Origin of the sequence: Embleya sp. NPDC127516, assembly GCF_044765325.1 — a bacterium.
Taxonomy (GTDB): domain Bacteria; phylum Actinomycetota; class Actinomycetes; order Streptomycetales; family Streptomycetaceae; genus Embleya.
This window is the reverse complement of the sequence record NZ_JBIWJT010000019.1, coordinates 38,763-56,547: the sequence shown is the minus strand read 5'-3', so window position 1 is coordinate 56,547 and position 17,785 is coordinate 38,763. Positions and strand designations below refer to the sequence as shown.

Annotated in this window: 12 protein-coding genes; 1 reads left to right on the top strand and 11 read right to left on the bottom strand. The window is 72.2% G+C overall.

The genetic code is table 11. The annotated features are described in order from the left end of the window. Positions 1-83: 83 nt before the first annotated feature. The 5 genes from ACIRL2_RS32220 to ACIRL2_RS32200 are packed head-to-tail and all read right to left on the bottom strand — an operon-like array spanning position 84 to position 6,826. Complete coding sequence (locus ACIRL2_RS32220; protein ID WP_391588289.1) at positions 84-851, bottom strand: SDR family NAD(P)-dependent oxidoreductase; 768 nt, start codon at positions 849-851, stop codon at positions 84-86. Next, the gene (locus tag ACIRL2_RS32215) at positions 848-1,954 is read right to left on the bottom strand and encodes an ATP-NAD kinase family protein (RefSeq protein WP_395867233.1); all 1,107 of its coding nucleotides are present in this window, start codon (positions 1,952-1,954) and stop codon (positions 848-850) included. Before ACIRL2_RS32215 ends, ACIRL2_RS32220 begins: the two co-directional genes overlap by 4 nt. Continuing rightward, the gene (gcvPB, locus tag ACIRL2_RS32210) at positions 1,951-3,507 is read right to left on the bottom strand and encodes an aminomethyl-transferring glycine dehydrogenase subunit GcvPB (protein ID WP_395867231.1); all 1,557 of its coding nucleotides are present in this window, start codon (positions 3,505-3,507) and stop codon (positions 1,951-1,953) included. Before gcvPB ends, ACIRL2_RS32215 begins: the two co-directional genes overlap by 4 nt. Further along, positions 3,507-4,841 (bottom strand): aminomethyl-transferring glycine dehydrogenase subunit GcvPA, encoded by a 1,335-nt coding sequence (gene gcvPA / locus ACIRL2_RS32205; protein ID WP_402236724.1) that lies wholly within the window; start codon positions 4,839-4,841, stop codon positions 3,507-3,509. Before gcvPA ends, gcvPB begins: the two co-directional genes overlap by 1 nt. Continuing rightward, positions 4,838-6,826 (bottom strand): beta-galactosidase, encoded by a 1,989-nt coding sequence (locus ACIRL2_RS32200; RefSeq protein ID WP_402236723.1) that lies wholly within the window; start codon positions 6,824-6,826, stop codon positions 4,838-4,840. The genes gcvPA and ACIRL2_RS32200 overlap by 4 nt, the downstream gene beginning before the upstream one ends. Positions 6,827-6,932: 106 nt before the next feature. Between ACIRL2_RS32200 and ACIRL2_RS32195 the strand changes: the two genes are divergently transcribed. Continuing rightward, complete coding sequence (locus ACIRL2_RS32195; RefSeq protein WP_395867226.1) at positions 6,933-7,589, top strand: GntR family transcriptional regulator; 657 nt, start codon at positions 6,933-6,935, stop codon at positions 7,587-7,589. A gap of 131 nt (positions 7,590-7,720) precedes the next feature. Here ACIRL2_RS32195 and ACIRL2_RS32190 read toward each other — a convergent pair whose 3' ends face one another. The 6 genes from ACIRL2_RS32190 to ACIRL2_RS32165 form a co-directional block, all read right to left on the bottom strand. Next, positions 7,721-8,494, bottom strand: a complete 774-nt coding sequence (locus tag ACIRL2_RS32190; RefSeq protein ID WP_402236721.1) for a thioesterase II family protein — start codon at positions 8,492-8,494, stop codon at positions 7,721-7,723. Between the two features lie 106 nt (positions 8,495-8,600). Next, positions 8,601-9,800: a cytochrome P450 gene (locus ACIRL2_RS32185; protein ID WP_395867222.1), complete on the bottom strand. Its 1,200-nt coding sequence runs from the start codon at positions 9,798-9,800 to the stop codon at positions 8,601-8,603. Beyond that, positions 9,797-11,428 (bottom strand): MFS transporter, encoded by a 1,632-nt coding sequence (locus ACIRL2_RS32180; RefSeq protein ID WP_395867220.1) that lies wholly within the window; start codon positions 11,426-11,428, stop codon positions 9,797-9,799. The genes ACIRL2_RS32185 and ACIRL2_RS32180 overlap by 4 nt, the downstream gene beginning before the upstream one ends. Next, a complete protein-coding gene (locus ACIRL2_RS32175) occupies positions 11,425-12,930 on the bottom strand; it encodes a DHA2 family efflux MFS transporter permease subunit (protein WP_395867218.1) in 1,506 nt (501 codons plus the stop codon). The genes ACIRL2_RS32180 and ACIRL2_RS32175 overlap by 4 nt, the downstream gene beginning before the upstream one ends. 79 nt (positions 12,931-13,009) lie before the next feature. After that, positions 13,010-14,440 carry an acyl-CoA carboxylase subunit beta gene (locus tag ACIRL2_RS32170; RefSeq protein ID WP_395867216.1) on the bottom strand — a complete coding sequence of 477 codons (1,431 nt, stop codon included), beginning with the start codon at positions 14,438-14,440 and terminating at the stop codon, positions 13,010-13,012. Next, the gene (locus ACIRL2_RS32165) at positions 14,437-17,781 is read right to left on the bottom strand and encodes a type I polyketide synthase (RefSeq protein WP_395867214.1); all 3,345 of its coding nucleotides are present in this window, start codon (positions 17,779-17,781) and stop codon (positions 14,437-14,439) included. Before ACIRL2_RS32165 ends, ACIRL2_RS32170 begins: the two co-directional genes overlap by 4 nt. Positions 17,782-17,785: the final 4 nt, after the last annotated feature.

Here is a 17,785-nt window from a genome sequence, read left to right as displayed (position 1 = left end):
GGGGATGTGTGCGGGACGTACGCGTGCTGGGACCGGTCCCGGGCCCGTCGCCGCTGGCGACGACGGGAACGGGGCCGGGATGACTAGGCGAGGCCGCCGCCGTCTACGACGAGGGCGGTGCCGGTGATGTAGCTGGCCGCGTCGGAGGCCAGGAACAACACCGCGCGGGCGATCTCGTCGGGCGTGCCGGACCGGCCCATCGGGCGGTCCGCCGCGTCGGCTGCGAAGGCCGTCCAGTCCTCCGCCAACTGCCGGGCCTCCTCGCGCAACATCGGGGTGTCCGTGTCACCGGGGTTGACCGAGTTGACCCGGATGCCCGCCGCCGCGTGGTCGATCGCCAGGGCGCGGGTCATGTTGACCACGGCGGCCTTGGACGCGCAGTAGGAGATCGCGTTGCCGCCGCCCTTGAGCCCCCAGCCGGAACCGGTGTTGACGATGGAACCGCCGTCGCTCATCGCGGGGACGGCGTGCTTGCACATCAGGAAGACCGAGCGCACGTTGACCGCCATCACCCGGTCCCACTCGTCGACCGTGGTGCCGATCGCGTCCGCGCGCCGGATGATGCCGGCGTTGTTGAAGAGCACGTGCAGCCCGCCGAAGGTCTGCACCGCCGTCGACACCACGGACACGCAGTCCGCCTCGGCGGACACGTCCGCCTTGACCCCGACCGCCCGGGCGCCCTGCGCGGTGATCTCCTCCGCGGTGCGGGTCGCGGCCGCCGCGTCGATGTCGGCGATCACCACGTCCGCGCCCTCCGCGGCGAACATCAGCGCGGTGGCCCGGCCGATGCCCGAACCGCCGCCGGTGACGATGGCGACCTTGCCGTGCAGGGATCCAGTCATCCCGTTCATCCGGAGCACTCCTCACTCGCAGGAACAATTCGATAGGGGACGCTCTCGCGGTAGCCCGTGATCACCTTGACGAAACCGCTCAACCGCGCGTCCGTGGCCGGGTCCCCGGTGTCCGCCAACAGCGGCCGGCCACCGAGCGCGGCCAGCTTGGTGCGGGTGGCGAGCACGGTCAGAGCGTGCACGCGGGCCAGCACCGACGGGCTGATCTGCTGGTTGCCGCGACCGAGCACGAAGCCCTGGCCGCCGATCACCGACACCACGGCATCCGTCTCGTGCCCGTCCACCAGGTCGAGCAGCGCGCGCTCGCTCAGGTCCACCCCGATCGGCACGCCGTCGGCGACCACGTCCACGCCGAGCAGCGTGGACTCGGCGCCCAGCGCGCGGCCCACCGCTCGCGTGGTGGTGCCCGGGCCCAGGATGTAGCGCACGCCCGGGCGCATCCGGGCGACCACTTCGCGGGCGATGCCCTCGACGGTCTCCGGCGCGGCGCCCGAGGAGCCGGTCTTGCGGCCGGACAGCCGTACCCGGGCCGCGGGCACGGTCAGTGTGCCGTAGAGCCGGGGGCTGACCCGGCCCTCGCGGTAGGCCTGTTCGTCCAGGTCCACCACCTCGGCCTCGGCGGTGTCCCCGGCGAACTCGGCGGCGGCGTGGCCGGCCGCCGCCGGGCCGACCGCGAAGCAGCCGGAGTAGACCTTGACGCCCGCCGGAATGCCGAGCACCGGCGCGGTCGGCCCGGCGTCGAGCACGTCCCGCGCGGTACCGTCGCCGCCCGCGAACAGCAGCAGGTCCACCGCCGCCAACGCCCGGACGCCCGCCCGGGTGTCGGCGGACGAGGACGGCTCCCCCGGTGCGCACGCCACCAGCTCGGGTACCGCGCCGGCGGCGCGCACGGAGTTCTCGCCCATCGTGCCGGCCACGGTGACCACGACGGTGTCCGGGCGGGCGCTCAGGAGCGCGCGCACGGCCACCGCCGCGCGCTCCCCCGCCCGGGCGGTCGCGCCGCGGGCGAGCGCCTCGCGCTGCACGTCGGCGCCGTCGCTGCCCTTGAGCCCGGCCGCCCCGCCGAGGCCGGCCACCGGGTTGACGATCAGGCCGATTCTCATGACAGGTGCTTGCGGACGTAGGCCCGCCAGGTCATGGCCCACTGCTCCGGGTCGTCCAGGCAGGTCGGGTCGATCTTGTGCACGGTCTGGTTGTAGGGCGCGCCCTTGACGAACTCCGGTTCGCTGCGCGCCTCGTCCGCGACGTGCGCCAGGATCGCGGCGTACTCGTCCAGATCCTCCTTGGAGTACGACTCGGTCGGCTCCAGGGTGAACGGCTCGGGTACCAGGTACGGGTGATGGCTGGTCCAGTAGTGCACCCCGAAGTCGGCCGCGCGCACGCCGATCTCCTCCGAGTGCACGCCGGTGTCCTCGTACAGGCCCTGCCACGAGTAGCGGACCTGCTCCAGCCGGCGCTTGTCCCAGTGGGCGGAGGCGCCCGGGATCTGCAACACCTTGTGCATCAGGTAGTTGTTGTTCAGCACCGCCGTCTCGGCCACCTGCCGCAGGCCCTCGGCCCCCAGCGCCATGATCCACGCGTAGGCGCGCACCACGTTCTGGGTGACCCCCAGGTAGGGCCGGTTCTTGCCGATCGACTGCGGCCGGTCGGAGTCCAGGAAGTAGCGCTCGCCGTCGAACTCGATGGTGGGGCCGGGCATGAACGGCACCAGCTTCTCCGCGACGCCGCAGGCACCCGCGGCCGGACCGCCGGACGCGTGCGGCGTGGAGAAGGTCTTGTGCAGGTTGAAGTGGCACAGATCGAACCCGGCGTCGGCGGCCCGGGTGATGCCCAGGATGCCGTTCGCGTTGGCCTGGTCGTAGCAGGCCAACCCACCGACTCCGTGCACGAGTTCGACGAACTCGGCGATCCGGGGGTTGTAGATCCCGGTGTCCTCCGGGTTGGTGATCATCAGCGCGGCGGTGCGCGGGCCCACGGCCGCGCGCAGCGCCTCGATGTCCGGGTAGCCGTCGGCGTCCGGCATCAAAGTGATCACCTCGTACCCGGCGGTCTTGGGGGAGGCCGCGTTCGTGGGGTGCGAGAACATCGTGGTGATGACCTGGTCGCGCTGCTCGCCTTCGCCCCGGGAGGCGTGGTAGGCGCGGATCATCGCGATGTTGGCGTAGATCGCCGCCGAACCGGAGCCCGGTTGCAGGCTGACCCGGTCCAGACCGGAGATCTCCTTGAGCATCTGCTCCAGCTGCCAGTAGATCGCGAGCACGCCCTGCACACTGTCCTCGGGCTGTGCCGGGTGCAGTTCGGCGATCTTCGGGTCGCTGACGAACCGGTCGTTGATCTTGGGGCTGTACTTCATCGTGCAGGTGCCCTGGCCGACGGCGATGCCGAGGTCGACGCCCACGGTCTCCTGGGACAGTCGCATGTAGTGCCGGAGCACGTGCAGCTGGGACATCTGCGGCAGCGCGGGCGGCGTCTCGCGCCGTATCCCGGCGGGCAGTTCGACGGCGGGCACGCCCGCCTCGGGCACCCCGATGCCGCGCCGGCCGGGGCTGGAGTGATCGAAGATGATCGGCTCGTCCCAGCGCGCCTGGTGGAACCGGCGCAGCGGCGGCTTGGCCTCGATCGGCAACTTCGCGAAGGATTCTCCGACGGCACCCATCAGCCCTGCACCTCTCGTACCGCTCGCACCAGCGTGTCGATGTCGTCCTTGGTGTGCCGCTCGGTCACACAGACCAGCAGCGTTGTGGCGTCCAGCGCGATGCCGGCGTAGATGCCGTGTGCGCGCAGCGCGGTGAGCAGCGCGTCGGTGTCGGCCACCTCGATCGCGAACTCGCGGAAGTGCACGGCGGCGGCGTGCCGCACCCGTACCCCGGGGACCGCGGCGAGTTCGTCCATCGCGTAGCGGGTCCGGGCCAGGATCGTCTCGCCCAGTTCGCGCATGCCCTCCGGGCCCATCAGCGCAAGGTAGACGCCGGCCGTGATGCCCCACAGCGAGGCGGCGGTGCCCACCCATTCCTTGCCCTCCTCGCGCAGCGCGAAGGAGGTGCGGTCGTAGAAGACGTCGCCGAAGCCGTATTCGCCCGGCACCGCGGTCGGCGCGATGCCGAACAGACGCGAGGGGAACTCGGCGACCAGGCGCGGTTCGTCGCGGGTGGCGATGTAACCGGCGTGACCGCCGCCGTAGTTCTGGTGCATGCCCAGCGACTGGATGTCGCCGCAGACGATGTCCGCGCCGAGCGTGGCGGGCGGGGCGAGCACGCCGAGCGAGATCGGGTCCGCGCTGACCACGAGCAACGCGCCTTCGGCGTGCGCGAGTTCGGCGATCTCGGCGGCCCGGGCCTCGACCACGCCGTAGAGGTTGGGGCTCTCCAGGTAGACCGCGGCGACGGTGTCGTCGACGGTGAAGGCGCCGGCCTCGCCGTTCTCGGCGACCGGGATCATGACGATCTCGATGTCGGGCGCGAGGAAGTCGTGCAGCTTGCTCAGCTTGTCCGCGCCGATCGCGGCGGTGACCAGCACCTTGGACCGGCCGGTGTAGCGCGCGGCCATCCGCAGCGCGGTGCCGGAGGCCTGGAAGCCGTCGTAGGTCGGGACGTTGACGACGTCCAGTTCCAGGAGTTCACCCATCATGCTGACGTACTCGAAGAGCGCCTGGAAGCGGCCGTGGTCCTCGTACGGTTCGCCCGCGTAGGCGGTGAGGAACTCGCCGCGCGAGTTGATCTCGTCGCACACGGCGGGCACGTGGTGCGGGTAGCAGCCGCCGCCGAGGAAGCTGAGCACCTCGGTGGTGTCGGTGTTGCGTCCGAGCAACCCGCGCATGTGCCGGACCAGTTCGGTTTCCGAGTTCATCGGCGCGGGCAGGTCGAGCGGCCGGTTCAGGCGCAGCGCGGCGGGGATGTCGGTGTAGAAGTCCTCGATGGACTCGACCCCGATCGCGGCCAGCATCTCGGCCCGCACGGCCGGCTCGGCATTGGGTATGTAGGGGTGGGTCACTTCTCTCCCTCGTGAGCGGTGCGCAGCACCACGGCGTCCCTGGGCCCGATTTCGATCGGGCCGTGCAGGTCGCGCCCGGTCAGCAGGTCCGTGCCGGGGGCGCGCAGGGTCAGTGCCGCGGTGGTCGTGCCGTGGTTGAGCAGGAACAGGTAGTCGGCGTCGGGCCCGGTCCGCAGGCACGCCTCGACGTCGGGCGGTACGTCCGCGACGGGGCGCACGCCGGCGCGGGTCAGTACGTCGGTCAGGATCGGGGTGACGTCGTCGAGGGCGCAGCCCACGTAGGTGGCCCGGCCGAGCCGGGTGATCGCGGGTTGTCCGGCCAGGTCGCCGCCCTCGTAGTCGGCGATCGGCGTGGCGCCCTCGGGTCGCAGCCACTCGGCCCACCGGGTCGCGGTGCCCGGGGTGCCGTCGGCGTACCGCACGCTCTGGCCCACTCCGTCGGCCAGCGGCCAGAACTCGTCGACGCTCAGGCCGAGCAGGTCGCGCAGCGGACCGGGTGCGCCGCCGGGGTGTACCCGGTCGGCGGAGTCGACCACGCCGCTGAACGGGCCGACGATCAGTTCGCCGCCGAACGCCCGCAGGTTCTCGGCCTGTTCGTCGGTGCACAGGTAGAGGTTGGGGGCGATGACCACGCGATACCCGGACAGGTCGCGGTCCGGCGGGGCCAGGTCCACGGTGATCCCGCGGGCGTGCAGCGGCGCGTACCAGGCGTTCAGGAGTCGCTTGAGTTCCAGCCGCTTGGACGGCATCGACTCGGGGGCCTCCAGGCCCCACCACGAGGACCAGTCCAGGAGCAGCGCGACGTCCGCGGCGGTGTGCGTGCCGGCGATCTCGGCGAGCTTTTGCAGGTCGCCGCCCAGGCGTAGCGTGTCCTGCCATCCGCGGGTTTGCACACCACCGTGCGGCAGGAGGGCGGAGTGGAACTTCTCCGGTCCGTACCGGGCCTGGCGCCACTGGAAGAACATCACCCCGTCGGCGCCGTGCGCGAGTGCCTGGAGGCTGTCCAGGCGCATCTTGCCGGGCGGCTTGGGCACGTTGACCTCACGCCAGCTCACCGCGCTCGGGGCCTGTTCCAGCAGCAGCCACGGGCGCCGCTTGAGCGAGCGCATCAGGTCGTAGCTCACCGCGATGCCCACGTGCGAGGTGGGGTCGGCCGGGTCGGGGTAGGCGTCGTCGCTGACGATGTCCTCGGCGCCGGCCCACTTCCAGTAGTCCAGCCCGTGCAGGATGCTCATGAAGTTCGTGGTCACCGGGATGTCCGGGGTGACCTCGCGCAGCACGCTCTTCTCCGCCTCGAAGCACTCCAGGAGCGCGTCCGAGCAGAACCGCCGCCAGTCCAGCACCTGGGCCGGGTTGACCGGGCCCGGTGCCTTGCGCGGCGGGGCGATCTGCTCGAAGTCGGTGTAGTGCTGGCCCCAGCAGGAGGTGCCCCAGGCGGCGTTGAGGCCGTCGATGTCCTGGTATCGCTCGCTCAGCCAACGCCGGAAGTGCCGGGCGGACTCGTGGCAGAAGCATTCGAGCGTGTGGTCCGCGTACTCGTTGCCGATATGCCACATGGCCAGGGCGGGGTGCTCGGCGTAACGCTCGGCCATCGCCCGGGCCAACCGGACGGTGGCCGCGCGGAAGATCGGCGAGCTGGGACAGTAGCCCTGGCGGGAGCCGAACTCCAGCCGGGTGCCGTTCGCGTCGACCGGCAGCAGCTCCGAGTGCTCGCGAACCAACCACGGCGGCGGGGTCGCGGTCGCGGTGGCCAGGTCGGCGGCGATGCCGTGCTCGTGCAGCAGGTCGAGCACCCGGTCCAGCCAGCCGAAGTCGTACTCCCCGGGGCGCGGTTCCAGCCGTGACCAGGAGAAGACCGCGACGGTGGCCATGTTCACGCCCGCCTCGACCATCAGCTTGGCGTCCTCGGCCCAGACCTCCTCCGGCCACTGTTCGGGGTTGTAGTCACCCCCGAACAGCAATCCCGGCACTCGCGTCAACCGCACGTCGACCTCCCGTTCATGTATTCTGTATTCATAATTCAAGGTGTGTGCGGTGCGTTATGTCAAGCACCAGATATCGACGCCGATCAACACGAGGAGTAACCGACACATGGCCATCCAGCGGCGACCTCTGCGGGAGCAGATCCGCGAGGAGTTGCTTCTGCGCCTCGACAGAGGCGACTTCGCGGCAGGCAAGGACATCAACGAGGTGGTGCTCGCGGCCGAGTTGGGCGTGAGTCGCACTCCCCTGCGCGAAGCCCTGATCACCCTGGCCGGCGAAGGCGTCCTGGAGAGCAATCAGGGGCGCGGCTTCCGGTTCGCACCGGTCAGCAGCAAGGAGTTCCGCGAGCTGTGCGAAATCGTCGCGGGTCTGGAGTCACTCGCACTGGAGCTCTCCGATCCGGATGAACTCCGGGAAATGGCACCGGAGTTGCTGCGTCTGGCCCGGGGCTTCCCGGATCCGGTGGCGGAGCAGTCGGAGATCGAGTGGCACGACGACGAGTGGCACGATCTGCTGCTCGGGAAATGCCCCAACGAGCGGTTGCTGGACCTGGTGACCAGCGTGAAGGCGGGCATGCGCCGCTACACCCACCTGATCGCGGGCGAGGACACGCTGTTGGAGCGCGAGGCCGAGGAGCACTGCCGGATCGCCGAGCACCTGCGCGCCGGTGACGTGCCGGCCGCCACGGCGGCGCTGCGCGACAACTGGATCAGCGGCATGGAGCGGATGACCGGCCGGATCCCGGTGAACCCGGAGTCGGCCTGATCGTCCGCGCGCCGCTTCGGCGGGCCGCCTTCGTCCACGAGACGAAGCCGACCCGCCCTGTGGCGTGCCCGGAGCCGGGCGGTCGGGATGCGCTCGCACCGAGGCGCCGGGTGCCGGCAGCGCGGCGGTGATCAGATCGAGGCGTCGGGGGCGAGCAATGCGGCGGTGATCAGGTCGACGACGGCCGGCCGGTGCTCGTTGAGGTAGAAGTGTCCGCCCGGGAAGACGGACATGTCCGCGGTACCCACCGTGGTGTGCTCGCGCCAGGCCCGGGCCTCGTCCACCGTGACCTTCGGGTCGGCGTCGCCCACCAGGACCGTGATCGGGCAGTCCACCCGGGCCCCGGGGCGCACCACGTGGCGCTCGATCGCCCGGTAGTCGGCACGCAACGACGGCAGCACCATCCGCAGCACGTCGTCGTCCAGCAGTACGCCCGGCTCGGTGCCGTTGAGCAGCAACAATTCGTCGATCAGCCCCGCGTCGTCGCGCAGGTGCACGGTCTCGGTCCGGTGCCGCCCGGGCGCCCGGCGGCCCGAGACGAACAGCCGGCTCGGTCCGACCGCGCCCGGGCGCTCGCCGAGTCGCAGCGCCACCTCGAAGGCCAGCGTCGCGCCCATGCTGTGCCCGAAGAAGGCCGGCGGTCGGTCGGCCCACGCGGGCATGATCTCGGCGATCTCGTCGGCGAGCCGCGCCAGGTCGTCGACGCAGGGCTCGTGCCGGCGATCCTGGCGCCCGGGATACTGCACCGCGAGCACCTCGACCGAGGGGGCCAGGGCCTTGGCGAAGGCGAAGAAGAAGCTCGCCGAGCCGCCCGCGTGCGGGAAACAGACCAGCCGGGGACGTCCCTCGGGGGTCGGGTGATAGCTCCGCAGCCAGGTGCCCTGCGCGGAGGTGGTGACGTTCATCGCATGCCCTCGTCTTCGGTGAGTACAAAGGCCGCGCGGCGCCCCGCCCCGACCCGGCCGCGTTCGGCGACGGGCGGGGCGGGGCGGGCGGGGCCGGGTGGTCGGGTCAGGCCCAGGTCACGTCCAGCGGCAGCTTCAGCGGCGCGAACGACGAGCGCGCGTCGTGCGGGACGGCGCCCGCGCCCGCGAACTCGGTGAAGCGGCCGAACAGCACCTCCAGCACGGTCTTGCACTCCAACCGGGCCAGCGGTGCGCCGATGCAGTGGTGGATGCCGCGCCCGAAACTCAGGTGCGCGTTGGGCGTGCGGCGGATGTCGAACCGGTCGGCGTCGGGGAACTGGCCCGCGTCCCGGTTGGCCCCGGACAACCACAACACCAGTGAGGCCCCGGCCGGCACCAGGCCGCCGCCGACCGTCGCCTCGCGCAGCGCCAGCCGCTCCTGGCGGACCGAGGGGGTGCGAAAGCGCAGCACCTCCTCGATCGCGCCGGGCAGCGCGTCCGGTTCGCGGCGGATCTCGGTGATCGCGTCGCGGTGGTCGTCCAGGCAGGACAGCGTGGCGCTGATCATCAGCGTGGTCATGATGTGCCCGGCCAGGAGCAGCATGCCGACGAAGCCGACGATCTCCTCGTCCTCGAGGTGCTCGCCGTCGATCTCGGCGGCGATCAGGTTGCTGGTGAGGTCGCCGTTCGGGTTGGCCCGGCGGCTGCGGATGTGGTCGAGCAGGTAGGCGTTCATCTCCCGCAGGGTCAGCGTCAGGCTGCTCAGCACCTCGCCGTCGGGCGCCGCGGTCACCTCGCCGCCGATGCCCAGGAGCGCGTCGGCCCACCGCTGGAAGGTGGCCCGGTCGCTGGTCGGGACGCCGATCAGTTCGGCGATCACGATCACCGGCAGCGGGTAGGCCAGGTCGCCGACCAACTCGATCCGATCCCGGTCCTGCACCGCGTCCAGCATCTCGTGCGCGATCTCGGCCACCCGCGGCGCCAGCTTCCCGACCACCTTGGGGGTGAACGCCTGACTGACCAGCCCGCGCAGCTTGCGGTGCTGGGGCTCGTCCATGCTGATGAACAGGCCCTTCTTGAACACGTCGAACTCGGCGTGCCGGGGCGAGAGATCACGCAGGTCCGAGGAGAAGGTGGTGTGGTCGTTCAGTACGTCGAGCACGTCGCGGTAGCGAAAGACGTGCCAGTTGCCCTTTTCGTCCTGCCACGGTCCGTCCTTCGCGCGCCGCTCGGCGAGCCAGTCCAGCATCTCGGCGTGCCCGGAGGGCGGTTCGGTCCAGGCGGTGGTGGTTCCGAAGGTGGTCAACGTCGTGCCCTGCTTTCTTGCTCGTCTGTGTCGATCCGCACGGGGTACTCGGGGTTCTCGGTGATCTCGGGGATCTCCGGGTGCTCGCGGATCTCGGGGTTCTCGGGGGTTCCCGGGTTTCCGGGTGTCTCCGGGTTCTCTGCGGTCGCCGGTGCCTCCTCGTCGGGGTTCTTGGTCTGCTCGCCCTGCGGCCCGGCGTTGATCAGCACGCCCGCGAGGACCGCGCACAGGAGCAGGATTCCGGTGGCCCACCCGCAGGCGACCGCGTAGCCGTGCACGGTCGCCCGGGCCCGGTCCGCGGCCTGGACCAGGTCGCCCCGACCGCCGGCGTAGGAGGCGGTGGCGCTGGTGGCGATCGTGTTCAGCAGCGCCGTGCCGATCGAGCCGCCCAGTTGTTGGGACGTGGTGGTGAACGCCGAGACGGTGCCGGTGTACCGGGGTTCGACGGCGTTCATCGTGCTGGCGACCGACGGCATCAAGGTGATGCCGGAGCCGATGCCCAGCAGGAGCAGCGCGGGCAGCACGCCGGTGACGTAGGTGCTGTCCGGGGTGAGCCGGGTCAGCACCAGCAGGCCCGCCGCGGACAACACCAGGCCGGGCACGATCAGCACCCGCGCGGGCAGCCGGGGCAGCAGTCGGGCCGCGATCAGCATCGCCGACAACACCACCGCGACCGCCATCGGCAACATCGCCACCCCGGTGCGCAGGGGCGAGTAGCGCATGATGCCCTGGAGTTGGTAGGTCAGCACCAGGAACATGCCGAACATGCCGATCGCGGTCAGCCCGATGGTGACGAACGCCGCGGCCCGGTTGCGGTCGGCGAGCACCGCCATCGGCAGCAGCGGGTCCGCCGATCGGCGCTGGCGCAGCACGAAGGCGGCCAGGAGCACGATCGCGACCGGGATGAGCGCCCACACCCGGGTGGATCCCCAGCCGTGTGCGCCCGCCTCGGTGAGCAGGTACACCAGCGCGACCATCGAGCCGCTGCCCAGTGCCACGTCGAACAGGCCCAGTCGGCCCGTACTCGCGCGCTCCGCGGCGGACGAGTCCTCGCGCGGCAGTACCGCCAGGCCCGCGATCAGCGCACCCACCGCGATCGGCGAGTTCAGGTACAGGCACCAGCGCCAGTCCAGGTACTGCGTGCACAACCCGCCGACCACCAGGCCGAGCGCGCCGCCCGCGGCGAGCACCGCGCCGTACACGCCGAACGCGCGGGCGCGTTCCTTGGTCCCGGTGAACGTCGTGGTCAGCAGGGCCAGCGCGGACGGCGCCAGCAGCGCGGAGAACAGCCCCTGCGCGGCGCGCGCGGCGATCAGCGTGCCGGCGTTCGCGGCGGCACCGCCGGCGGCGGACGCGATGGCGAACCCGGTCAGCCCCACCAGCAGGCCCCGGGTACGCCCGATCCGGTCGGAGATCCGGCCGCCCGCGAGCAGGAAGCCGCCGAAGGCCAGCGTGTAGGCGGTGATCACCCACTGCCTGCCCGCGTCCGACAGGCCCAACTCGCGCTGCGTGGAGGGCAGCGCGATGTTCACCACGGTGACGTCCAGCACCACCATCAGTTGCGCCGTGGCGACCACCGCGAGGATCGCGCCCCGGCTGCCGCCCGCTCGGGGCGCCCGCCGGATCACGACCGCGTGGCCGGGGTGGCGGCGGCGACGTCGGGCAGGTCCTCGGCCGGCGGCGGGTCGTCCAGGGTCTGTCGGGTGGCCTTCGCGTTGATCAGTACTGCGGCGACCACGGCCGCGAACACCATCAGTCCGGCGGACCACATGGTGGCCACCCGGAAGCCGTGTCCGTCCGCCAGGACGGTGGCCTGGTCGTGGTGTTGCAGGACGTAGGAGGCGGTCGCGGTGGTGGCGATGGTGTTGAACAGCGCGGTGCCCATCGCGCCGCCGAGTTGTTGCGCGGCGAACGTGAACGCCGACACCGAGCCCGCGTCGCGCGGGTGCAGTCCGCTCAGCGCGGCGTTGGTGGCCGGGATGTGCACGATGCCCAGGGTGAAGCCGAGCAGCACCAGCGCGGGCAGGATCAGCAGCGGGTACGAACTGTTCTCGTCCATCTGCGCGAACATCACCATCGCCACCGCGCCGGCGATCAGTCCGGGCACGATCATCGTGCGCGGCGCGACCACCGGTTGGAGCTTGCTGATCACCCCGGCGGAGATCACCGTCGCCACGGTCAGCGGCACACAGGCCAACCCCGCCTCCACCGGCGAGTAGTCCATGATCACCTGGAGCTGGTAGGTCAGGAACAGGTACAGCCCGAACGGGCCCAGCGCGCCGAGCGCGATCACGATCAGCGCGCCCGCCCGGCTGCGGTCGGCCAACAACCGCAGTGGCAACAGCGGTTGGGTCGCCTTGGACTGGCGGATCGCGAAGCCCGCGAGCAGGACCACCGAGCCGACCAGCAGGGTGACCGCCTCGGTGGAGCCCCACCCGTTGGCGCCGGCCGTGCTGATCCCGTACATCAGCGCCACCATGCCGCCACCGCCGAGCACCGCGCCGGGCAGGTCGAGCGCGGTCTCCCGGTGGCCCCGGGTGTCCGGCAGCACGATCAGCGCGCCGACCACCGCGATCACCGCGATCGGCACGTTCAGGTACAGGCACCAGCGCCAGCTCAGGTACTCGGTGAGGCCGCCGCCGGCCACCATGCCCAGGCCGCTGCCCGCCGCGACGATCGCGGTGTACAGGCCGAACGCCCGCCCGCGTTCCTTGGGTTCGGTGAACGTGGTGGTCAGGATGGCCAGTGTGGACGGGGCCAGGATCGCGCCGAACACGCCTTGCACGGTGCGCGCGGTGACCAGGAACTCGGTGTTCTGCGCGAGGCCGGCCACCAGCGAGGACGCGGCGAAGCCGACCAGGCCCACCAGCAGGGTGCGGCGGTAGCCGACCCGGTCCGCGATCCGTCCGCCCAGTGGCAACAGGCTGCCGTAGGCGACCATGTAGGCCGCCGCGAGCAGGTGCCGGCTGGAGTCGGACATGCCCAGGTCACGCTGTGCCCAGGGCAGGATGAGGTTCACCAGCGAGGTGTCCAGCGCCACCATCAACTGGGCGAGGCCGATCACCACCAGGATCAGGGCCTTGCTGCGCTCCGCCGGCGGGGCGGCGGGTTTCGCTGCGCTCGTGGTCATTGTGTGTGTTGCCTCTCTCCGGCCTGGACCGGATCCGACCGGGTTCGACTCGGTGGGTGATGTGCGCGGACGGTCCGGATCAGAGCGGGATGTTGCCGTGCCGGCCTCGGTCGGCGGGCGCTCCGGCCAGCGCCTGGGCCAGCCGGAAGCGGGTCTCGTCGGGTTCGATCACCTCGTCCACCACCCCGATGTCCAGCGCCCGGCTCACCCCGCCGGAAGCCTGTTCGTGTTCGGTGACCAGGCGGGCCAGCAGTGCGGGACGGTCCGCCTCGGCGGTGGCCGCGATCTTCTTGCGGTGCAGCACGCCGACGGCCGCCTCCGCGCCCATCACCGCGACTTCGGCCTCCGGCCACGCGTACACCGCGGTCGCGCCCAGCGAACGGGAGTTCATCGCGATGTAGGCGCCGCCGTAGGACTTGCGGGTCACCAGGGTCACCCGCGGCACCACCGCGGCGGCGAACGCGTGCAACAGCTTGGCGCCGCGCCGGATCACCCCGCCCCACTCCTGGCCGACCCCGGGCAGGTAGCCGGGCACGTCCACCAGGACCACCAGCGGTACGCCGAGCGCGTCGCACATCCGGACGAACCGCGAGGACTTCTCCGCGGACAGCGAGTCCAGGCAACCGCCTTTGCGCAGCGGGTTGTTGGCGATCACCCCGACGGTGCCGCCGGCGAGCCGGCCGAAGCCGATCACGATGTTCGCGGCCCAGCGCGCCTGGAGTTCCAGGAACGCCCGGTCGTCCAGGAGTTCGCGGACCAGCGGGTGCACGTCGTAGGCGCGCCGGGGCCGGTCCGGTAACAGTCGCCGGGGGTTCTCCGCGGCCTCACCGACGACCGCCGCCGGGTCGGGCCGGCCCGGGCGGCTCAGCAACTCCACGAGTGTGCGCGCCTGTTCGATCGCCTCCGCCTCGGATGCCGTGGTCACGTGCGCGACCCCGGACTGGCGGCCGTGTGCCTCGGCGCCGCCGAGTCCGACCATGTCGATCTGCTCCCCGGTGACGCTGCGCACCACGTCCGGGCCGGTGACGAACATCCGGCCGGTCTCCGCCATCACCACGATGTCGGTGAGCGCGGGACCGTACGCGGCGGCGCCCGCGGCCGGGCCGAGCACCACGGAGATCTGCGGCACCAGGCCCGAGGCGCGGGTCATCGCGGCGAACATCCGGCCCACGCCGTCCATCGAGGCCACGCCGTCGGCGAGTTTGGCCCCGCCGGAGTGCCAGAGCCCGATCACCGGCAGGCCCCGGTCCACCGCGTCGTCGATCGCGGCGATGATCCGGTCCGCGCCGGGCGAGCCCAGCGCGCCGCCCATCCGGGTGGCGTCGGTGCAGTAGGCGAGCACCGGCAGGCCGTGCACGCTGCCCTCGGCGGTGAGTACGCCGCTGTCGTCGCGGGGTTCGCGCGGGAGCAGGGTGTCCGGGTCGAACAGTGCGGCCAGGCGTAGTTCGGGATCGCGCGGATCCGGGGCTTCGGGCGTCCCGGTTCGGGTCGGATCGGTCGCGGTGGTCATCGGTGGCCTTCCTGGGTGAGGTCCGGCACGGCGTCGTCGGCCGAGGCGGCGGAGCGGGCCAACTCGTCGGCGATGAAGCCGGCCACCAGCGCCGAGTTGTTGTAGTCGTAGATCAGCGTCGGGTTCAGCTCCAGGCCGGTCGCCTCGGCCAGCCGCTTGGTCAGTTCGACCGCGGTCAGCGACGCGAAGCCCAGGTCGAGGAACTCGCTGTCCGGCTCGATCGCGTCGGGATCGGGGTGGCCGAGCACGGCGGCCACGTGTTCGCGCACCACCTCGCCCAGCGCCCGCACCCGCTCGTCCGGGGAGAGGACGGCCAGCCGGGCGGGCAGCGCCTGCGAGCGCGCGTCGGACTCGGCCCGCTCGGGCAGGTCGTCGGGCAGACCCGGGGCCGATCCCCGGTCCTCCATCCGCCGCCGGTACCAGTCGGCCAGCAGCGGCAGCGCCGACTCCAGCAGCGCCTGTTCGTCCTCCGCGTCCAGCTCGCGGGCCAGTGCCGCCGCGTCCTCGCGCTCGACGGCGTGCCACAGCGGCGAGTCGGCCGCCGTGGGGCCGAATCCGGGTCGATCCTCCAGCCAGTAGCGGCGGCGCTGGAACGGATAGGTCGGCAGCTCCACCCGGCGTCCCCGCCGCGGCGCGAACACCCGCGACCAGTCCACCGCGACCCCGCGCACGTGCACGTGGGCCAGCGCCTCGGCGACCGCGCGGGGCTCGGGCCGGTCCTTGCGCAGCAGTGGCACCACCACCGCGTCCGGGACGTCGGTCAGGCACTGTCCGGCCATCGCGCTGAGCACGCCGTCCGGGCCCAGTTCGACGAAGGTGCCCACACCCTGCCCGACCAGGGCGCGCACCCCGTCGTGGAAGCGCACCGCCTCGCGGACGTGCCGCACCCAGTAGTCCGGCGAACCCAACTCGTCGGCGGTCGCGGGCCGCCCGGTCAGGTTGGAGATCACCGGGATCTCCGGTTCGCGCGCCTCCAGCGCGGCGGCCACCCGGCGGAACTCGGCCGCCATCGGGTCCATGTGCGGCGAGTGGAAGGCGTGGCTCACCCGCAGCCGGGTGGCCTTGCGACCACGCTCGGCCCACTCCCGGGCAACCGCCGCCACCGCGTCCGCGTCGCCGGAGAGCACCACCGAGTGCGGCCCGTTCACCGCCGCCACGGCCAACCCACCCGGGTGGTCCGCGATCGCGGCGTTCGCCTCCTCCTCCGTCGCCTGGATCGCCAGCATCGCGCCGCCCGCCGGCAGCGCCTGCATCAGCCGCCCGCGCGCGGCCACCAGCGCCGCCGCGTCCGGCAACGACCAAACACCGGCCACGTGCGCGGCGGCGAGCTCGCCGATCGAGTGGCCGAGCAGGTGGTCCGGCCGCAGCCCCCAGCTCCACGCGAGCCGGAACAGCCCCACCTCCAACGCGAACAGCCCGGCCTGGGTGTACACCGTGCGGTCCAGGAGCGCCGCCGTCGGCGTACCCTCCCCGGCCGCGAGCACCTCCGTCAGCGGCACCTCGACGTGCCCGGCCAGCCGCAGGTCCAGTTCGGCGCACGCGGCGTCGAACGCCTCGGCGAACACCGGCTCCGTCTCGCGCAACAACCGGCCCATCCGCGGTCGCTGGCTGCCCTGTCCGCTGAACAGGAAGCCCAGGCCGCTCGGGCGGGCCACGGTGGTGCCGGTGCGCCCGGTGATCACCGCGGCGCCGCTCTGCCCACGTGCGAGCGTCTTGAGCGCGCCGGCCAACTCCTCCTGATCGGCGGCCACCAGCACCGCCCGGTGGCCGAACACCGCCCGGGTGTGCGCCTGCGACCAGGCGATGTCGGCGATCCGCTCTTCGGGCCGCAGTCGGATGTGCAGGCCCAGGCGCAGCGCCTGGTCGCGCAGCGCGTCGGCGGAGCGCGCCGACAGCAGCACCGGCACCGGCACGCCGTCCGGGACCGGGTCGCGCTCGTCCTCGGCGGGGGCGGGCGGCTGTTCCAGGATCGCGTGCGCGTTGGTGCCGCTGATCCCGAACGAGGACACGCCCGCGCGGCGCGGCCGGCCGGTGTCCGGCCACGCCATCGACTCGGTGAGCAGGCGTACCGCGCCCGAGGACCAGTCCACGTGCTCAGAGGGCTCGTCCACGTGCAGCGTGCGCGGCAGTACGCCGTGCCGCATCGCCTGCACCATCTTGATCACCCCGGCCACCCCCGCGGCGGCCTGGGTGTGCCCCAGGTTGGACTTCAACGAGCCCAGCCACAGGGGTTGTTCGGCGGGCCGGTCGCGGCCGTAGGTGGCCAGCAGCGCGTGCGCCTCGATCGGGTCGCCCAACGTGGTGCCGGTGCCGTGCGCCTCGACCGCGTCCACCTGCTCCGGGGTCAGCCGGGCCGCCTCCAGGGCCTGCCGGATCACCCGCTGCTGGGCGGCGCCGTTGGGCACGGTCAGGCCGGTGCCGCCGCCGTCGGAGTTGACCGCGGTGCCCCGGACCAGGGCGAGCACGGGATGCCCGTGCCGCCGCGCGTCCGACAACTTCTCCAGCAGCAACATGCCCGCGCCCTCGGACCAGCCGGTGCCGTCCGCCGCGTTCGCAAACGACTTGCACCGACCGTTGGGGGCCAGCCCGCGCTGCCGGCTGAACTCGAGGAACACCCCCGGGGTGAACATCACCGTGACGCCACCGGCCAGGGCCAGCGAGCAGTCGCCCCGGCGCAGCGCCTGGGCCGCCCAGTGCAGCGCGACCAGCGAGGACGAGCAGGCCGTGTCCAGGGTCACGGCCGGCCCCTCCAGGCCGAGCGCGTAGGCCACCCGACCCGACGCGATGCTGCCCGCGTTGCCGTGCCCCAACTGGCCTTCCATGCCCTCGGGCACGGATCGCAGCCGGGTCGCGTAGTCGTGGTACATCAGCCCGGTGAACACGCCGGTCGAGCGCGCGTCGGGTGAGCCCGGGTCGATGCCGGCCCGCTCGAACGCCTCCCACGCGGTCTCCAGGAGCAGACGCTGCTGCGGATCGGTGGCCAGCGCCTCGCGCGGCGAGATGCCGAAGAAGCCGGCGTCGAACTCGGCCGCGTCGTACAGGAAGCCGCCCTCGCGGGTGTATGTCTTGCCCGGCCGGTCCGGGTCCGGGTCGTACAGGTCGGCCACGTCCCAACCGCGGTCGCTGGGGAATTCGCTGATCGCGTCACCGCCGGCGTGCACCAGTTGCCACAGGTCCTCGGGCGAGTTCACTCCACCCGGGTAGCGGCAGCTCATCCCGACGATCGCGATCGGTTCGGCGTCCCGCTCCTCCAGGGCACGGATACGCTGGTGCGCGCGGCGCAGGTCGCCGGTGACCCGCTTGAGGTAGTCCAGCAGTTTCTGTTCTTCGGTTTCCGACATTTCC

What these genes read in the sequence shown, in the direction of transcription:
- ACIRL2_RS32170 (WP_395867216.1), bottom strand. Translation starts at nt 14,440, where the DNA reads ATGACCACCGCGACCGATCCGACCCGAACCGGGACGCCCGAAGCCCCG.
- ACIRL2_RS32195 (WP_395867226.1), top strand. Translation starts at nt 6,933, where the DNA reads ATGGCCATCCAGCGGCGACCTCTGCGGGAGCAGATCCGCGAGGAGTTG.
- ACIRL2_RS32165 (WP_395867214.1), bottom strand. Translation starts at nt 17,781, where the DNA reads ATGTCGGAAACCGAAGAACAGAAACTGCTGGACTACCTCAAGCGGGTC.
- ACIRL2_RS32175 (WP_395867218.1), bottom strand. Translation starts at nt 12,930, where the DNA reads ATGACCACGAGCGCAGCGAAACCCGCCGCCCCGCCGGCGGAGCGCAGC.
- ACIRL2_RS32215 (WP_395867233.1), bottom strand. Translation starts at nt 1,954, where the DNA reads ATGAGAATCGGCCTGATCGTCAACCCGGTGGCCGGCCTCGGCGGGGCG.
- gcvPB (WP_395867231.1), bottom strand. Translation starts at nt 3,507, where the DNA reads ATGGGTGCCGTCGGAGAATCCTTCGCGAAGTTGCCGATCGAGGCCAAG.
- ACIRL2_RS32190 (WP_402236721.1), bottom strand. Translation starts at nt 8,494, where the DNA reads ATGAACGTCACCACCTCCGCGCAGGGCACCTGGCTGCGGAGCTATCAC.
- ACIRL2_RS32220 (WP_391588289.1), bottom strand. Translation starts at nt 851, where the DNA reads ATGAACGGGATGACTGGATCCCTGCACGGCAAGGTCGCCATCGTCACC.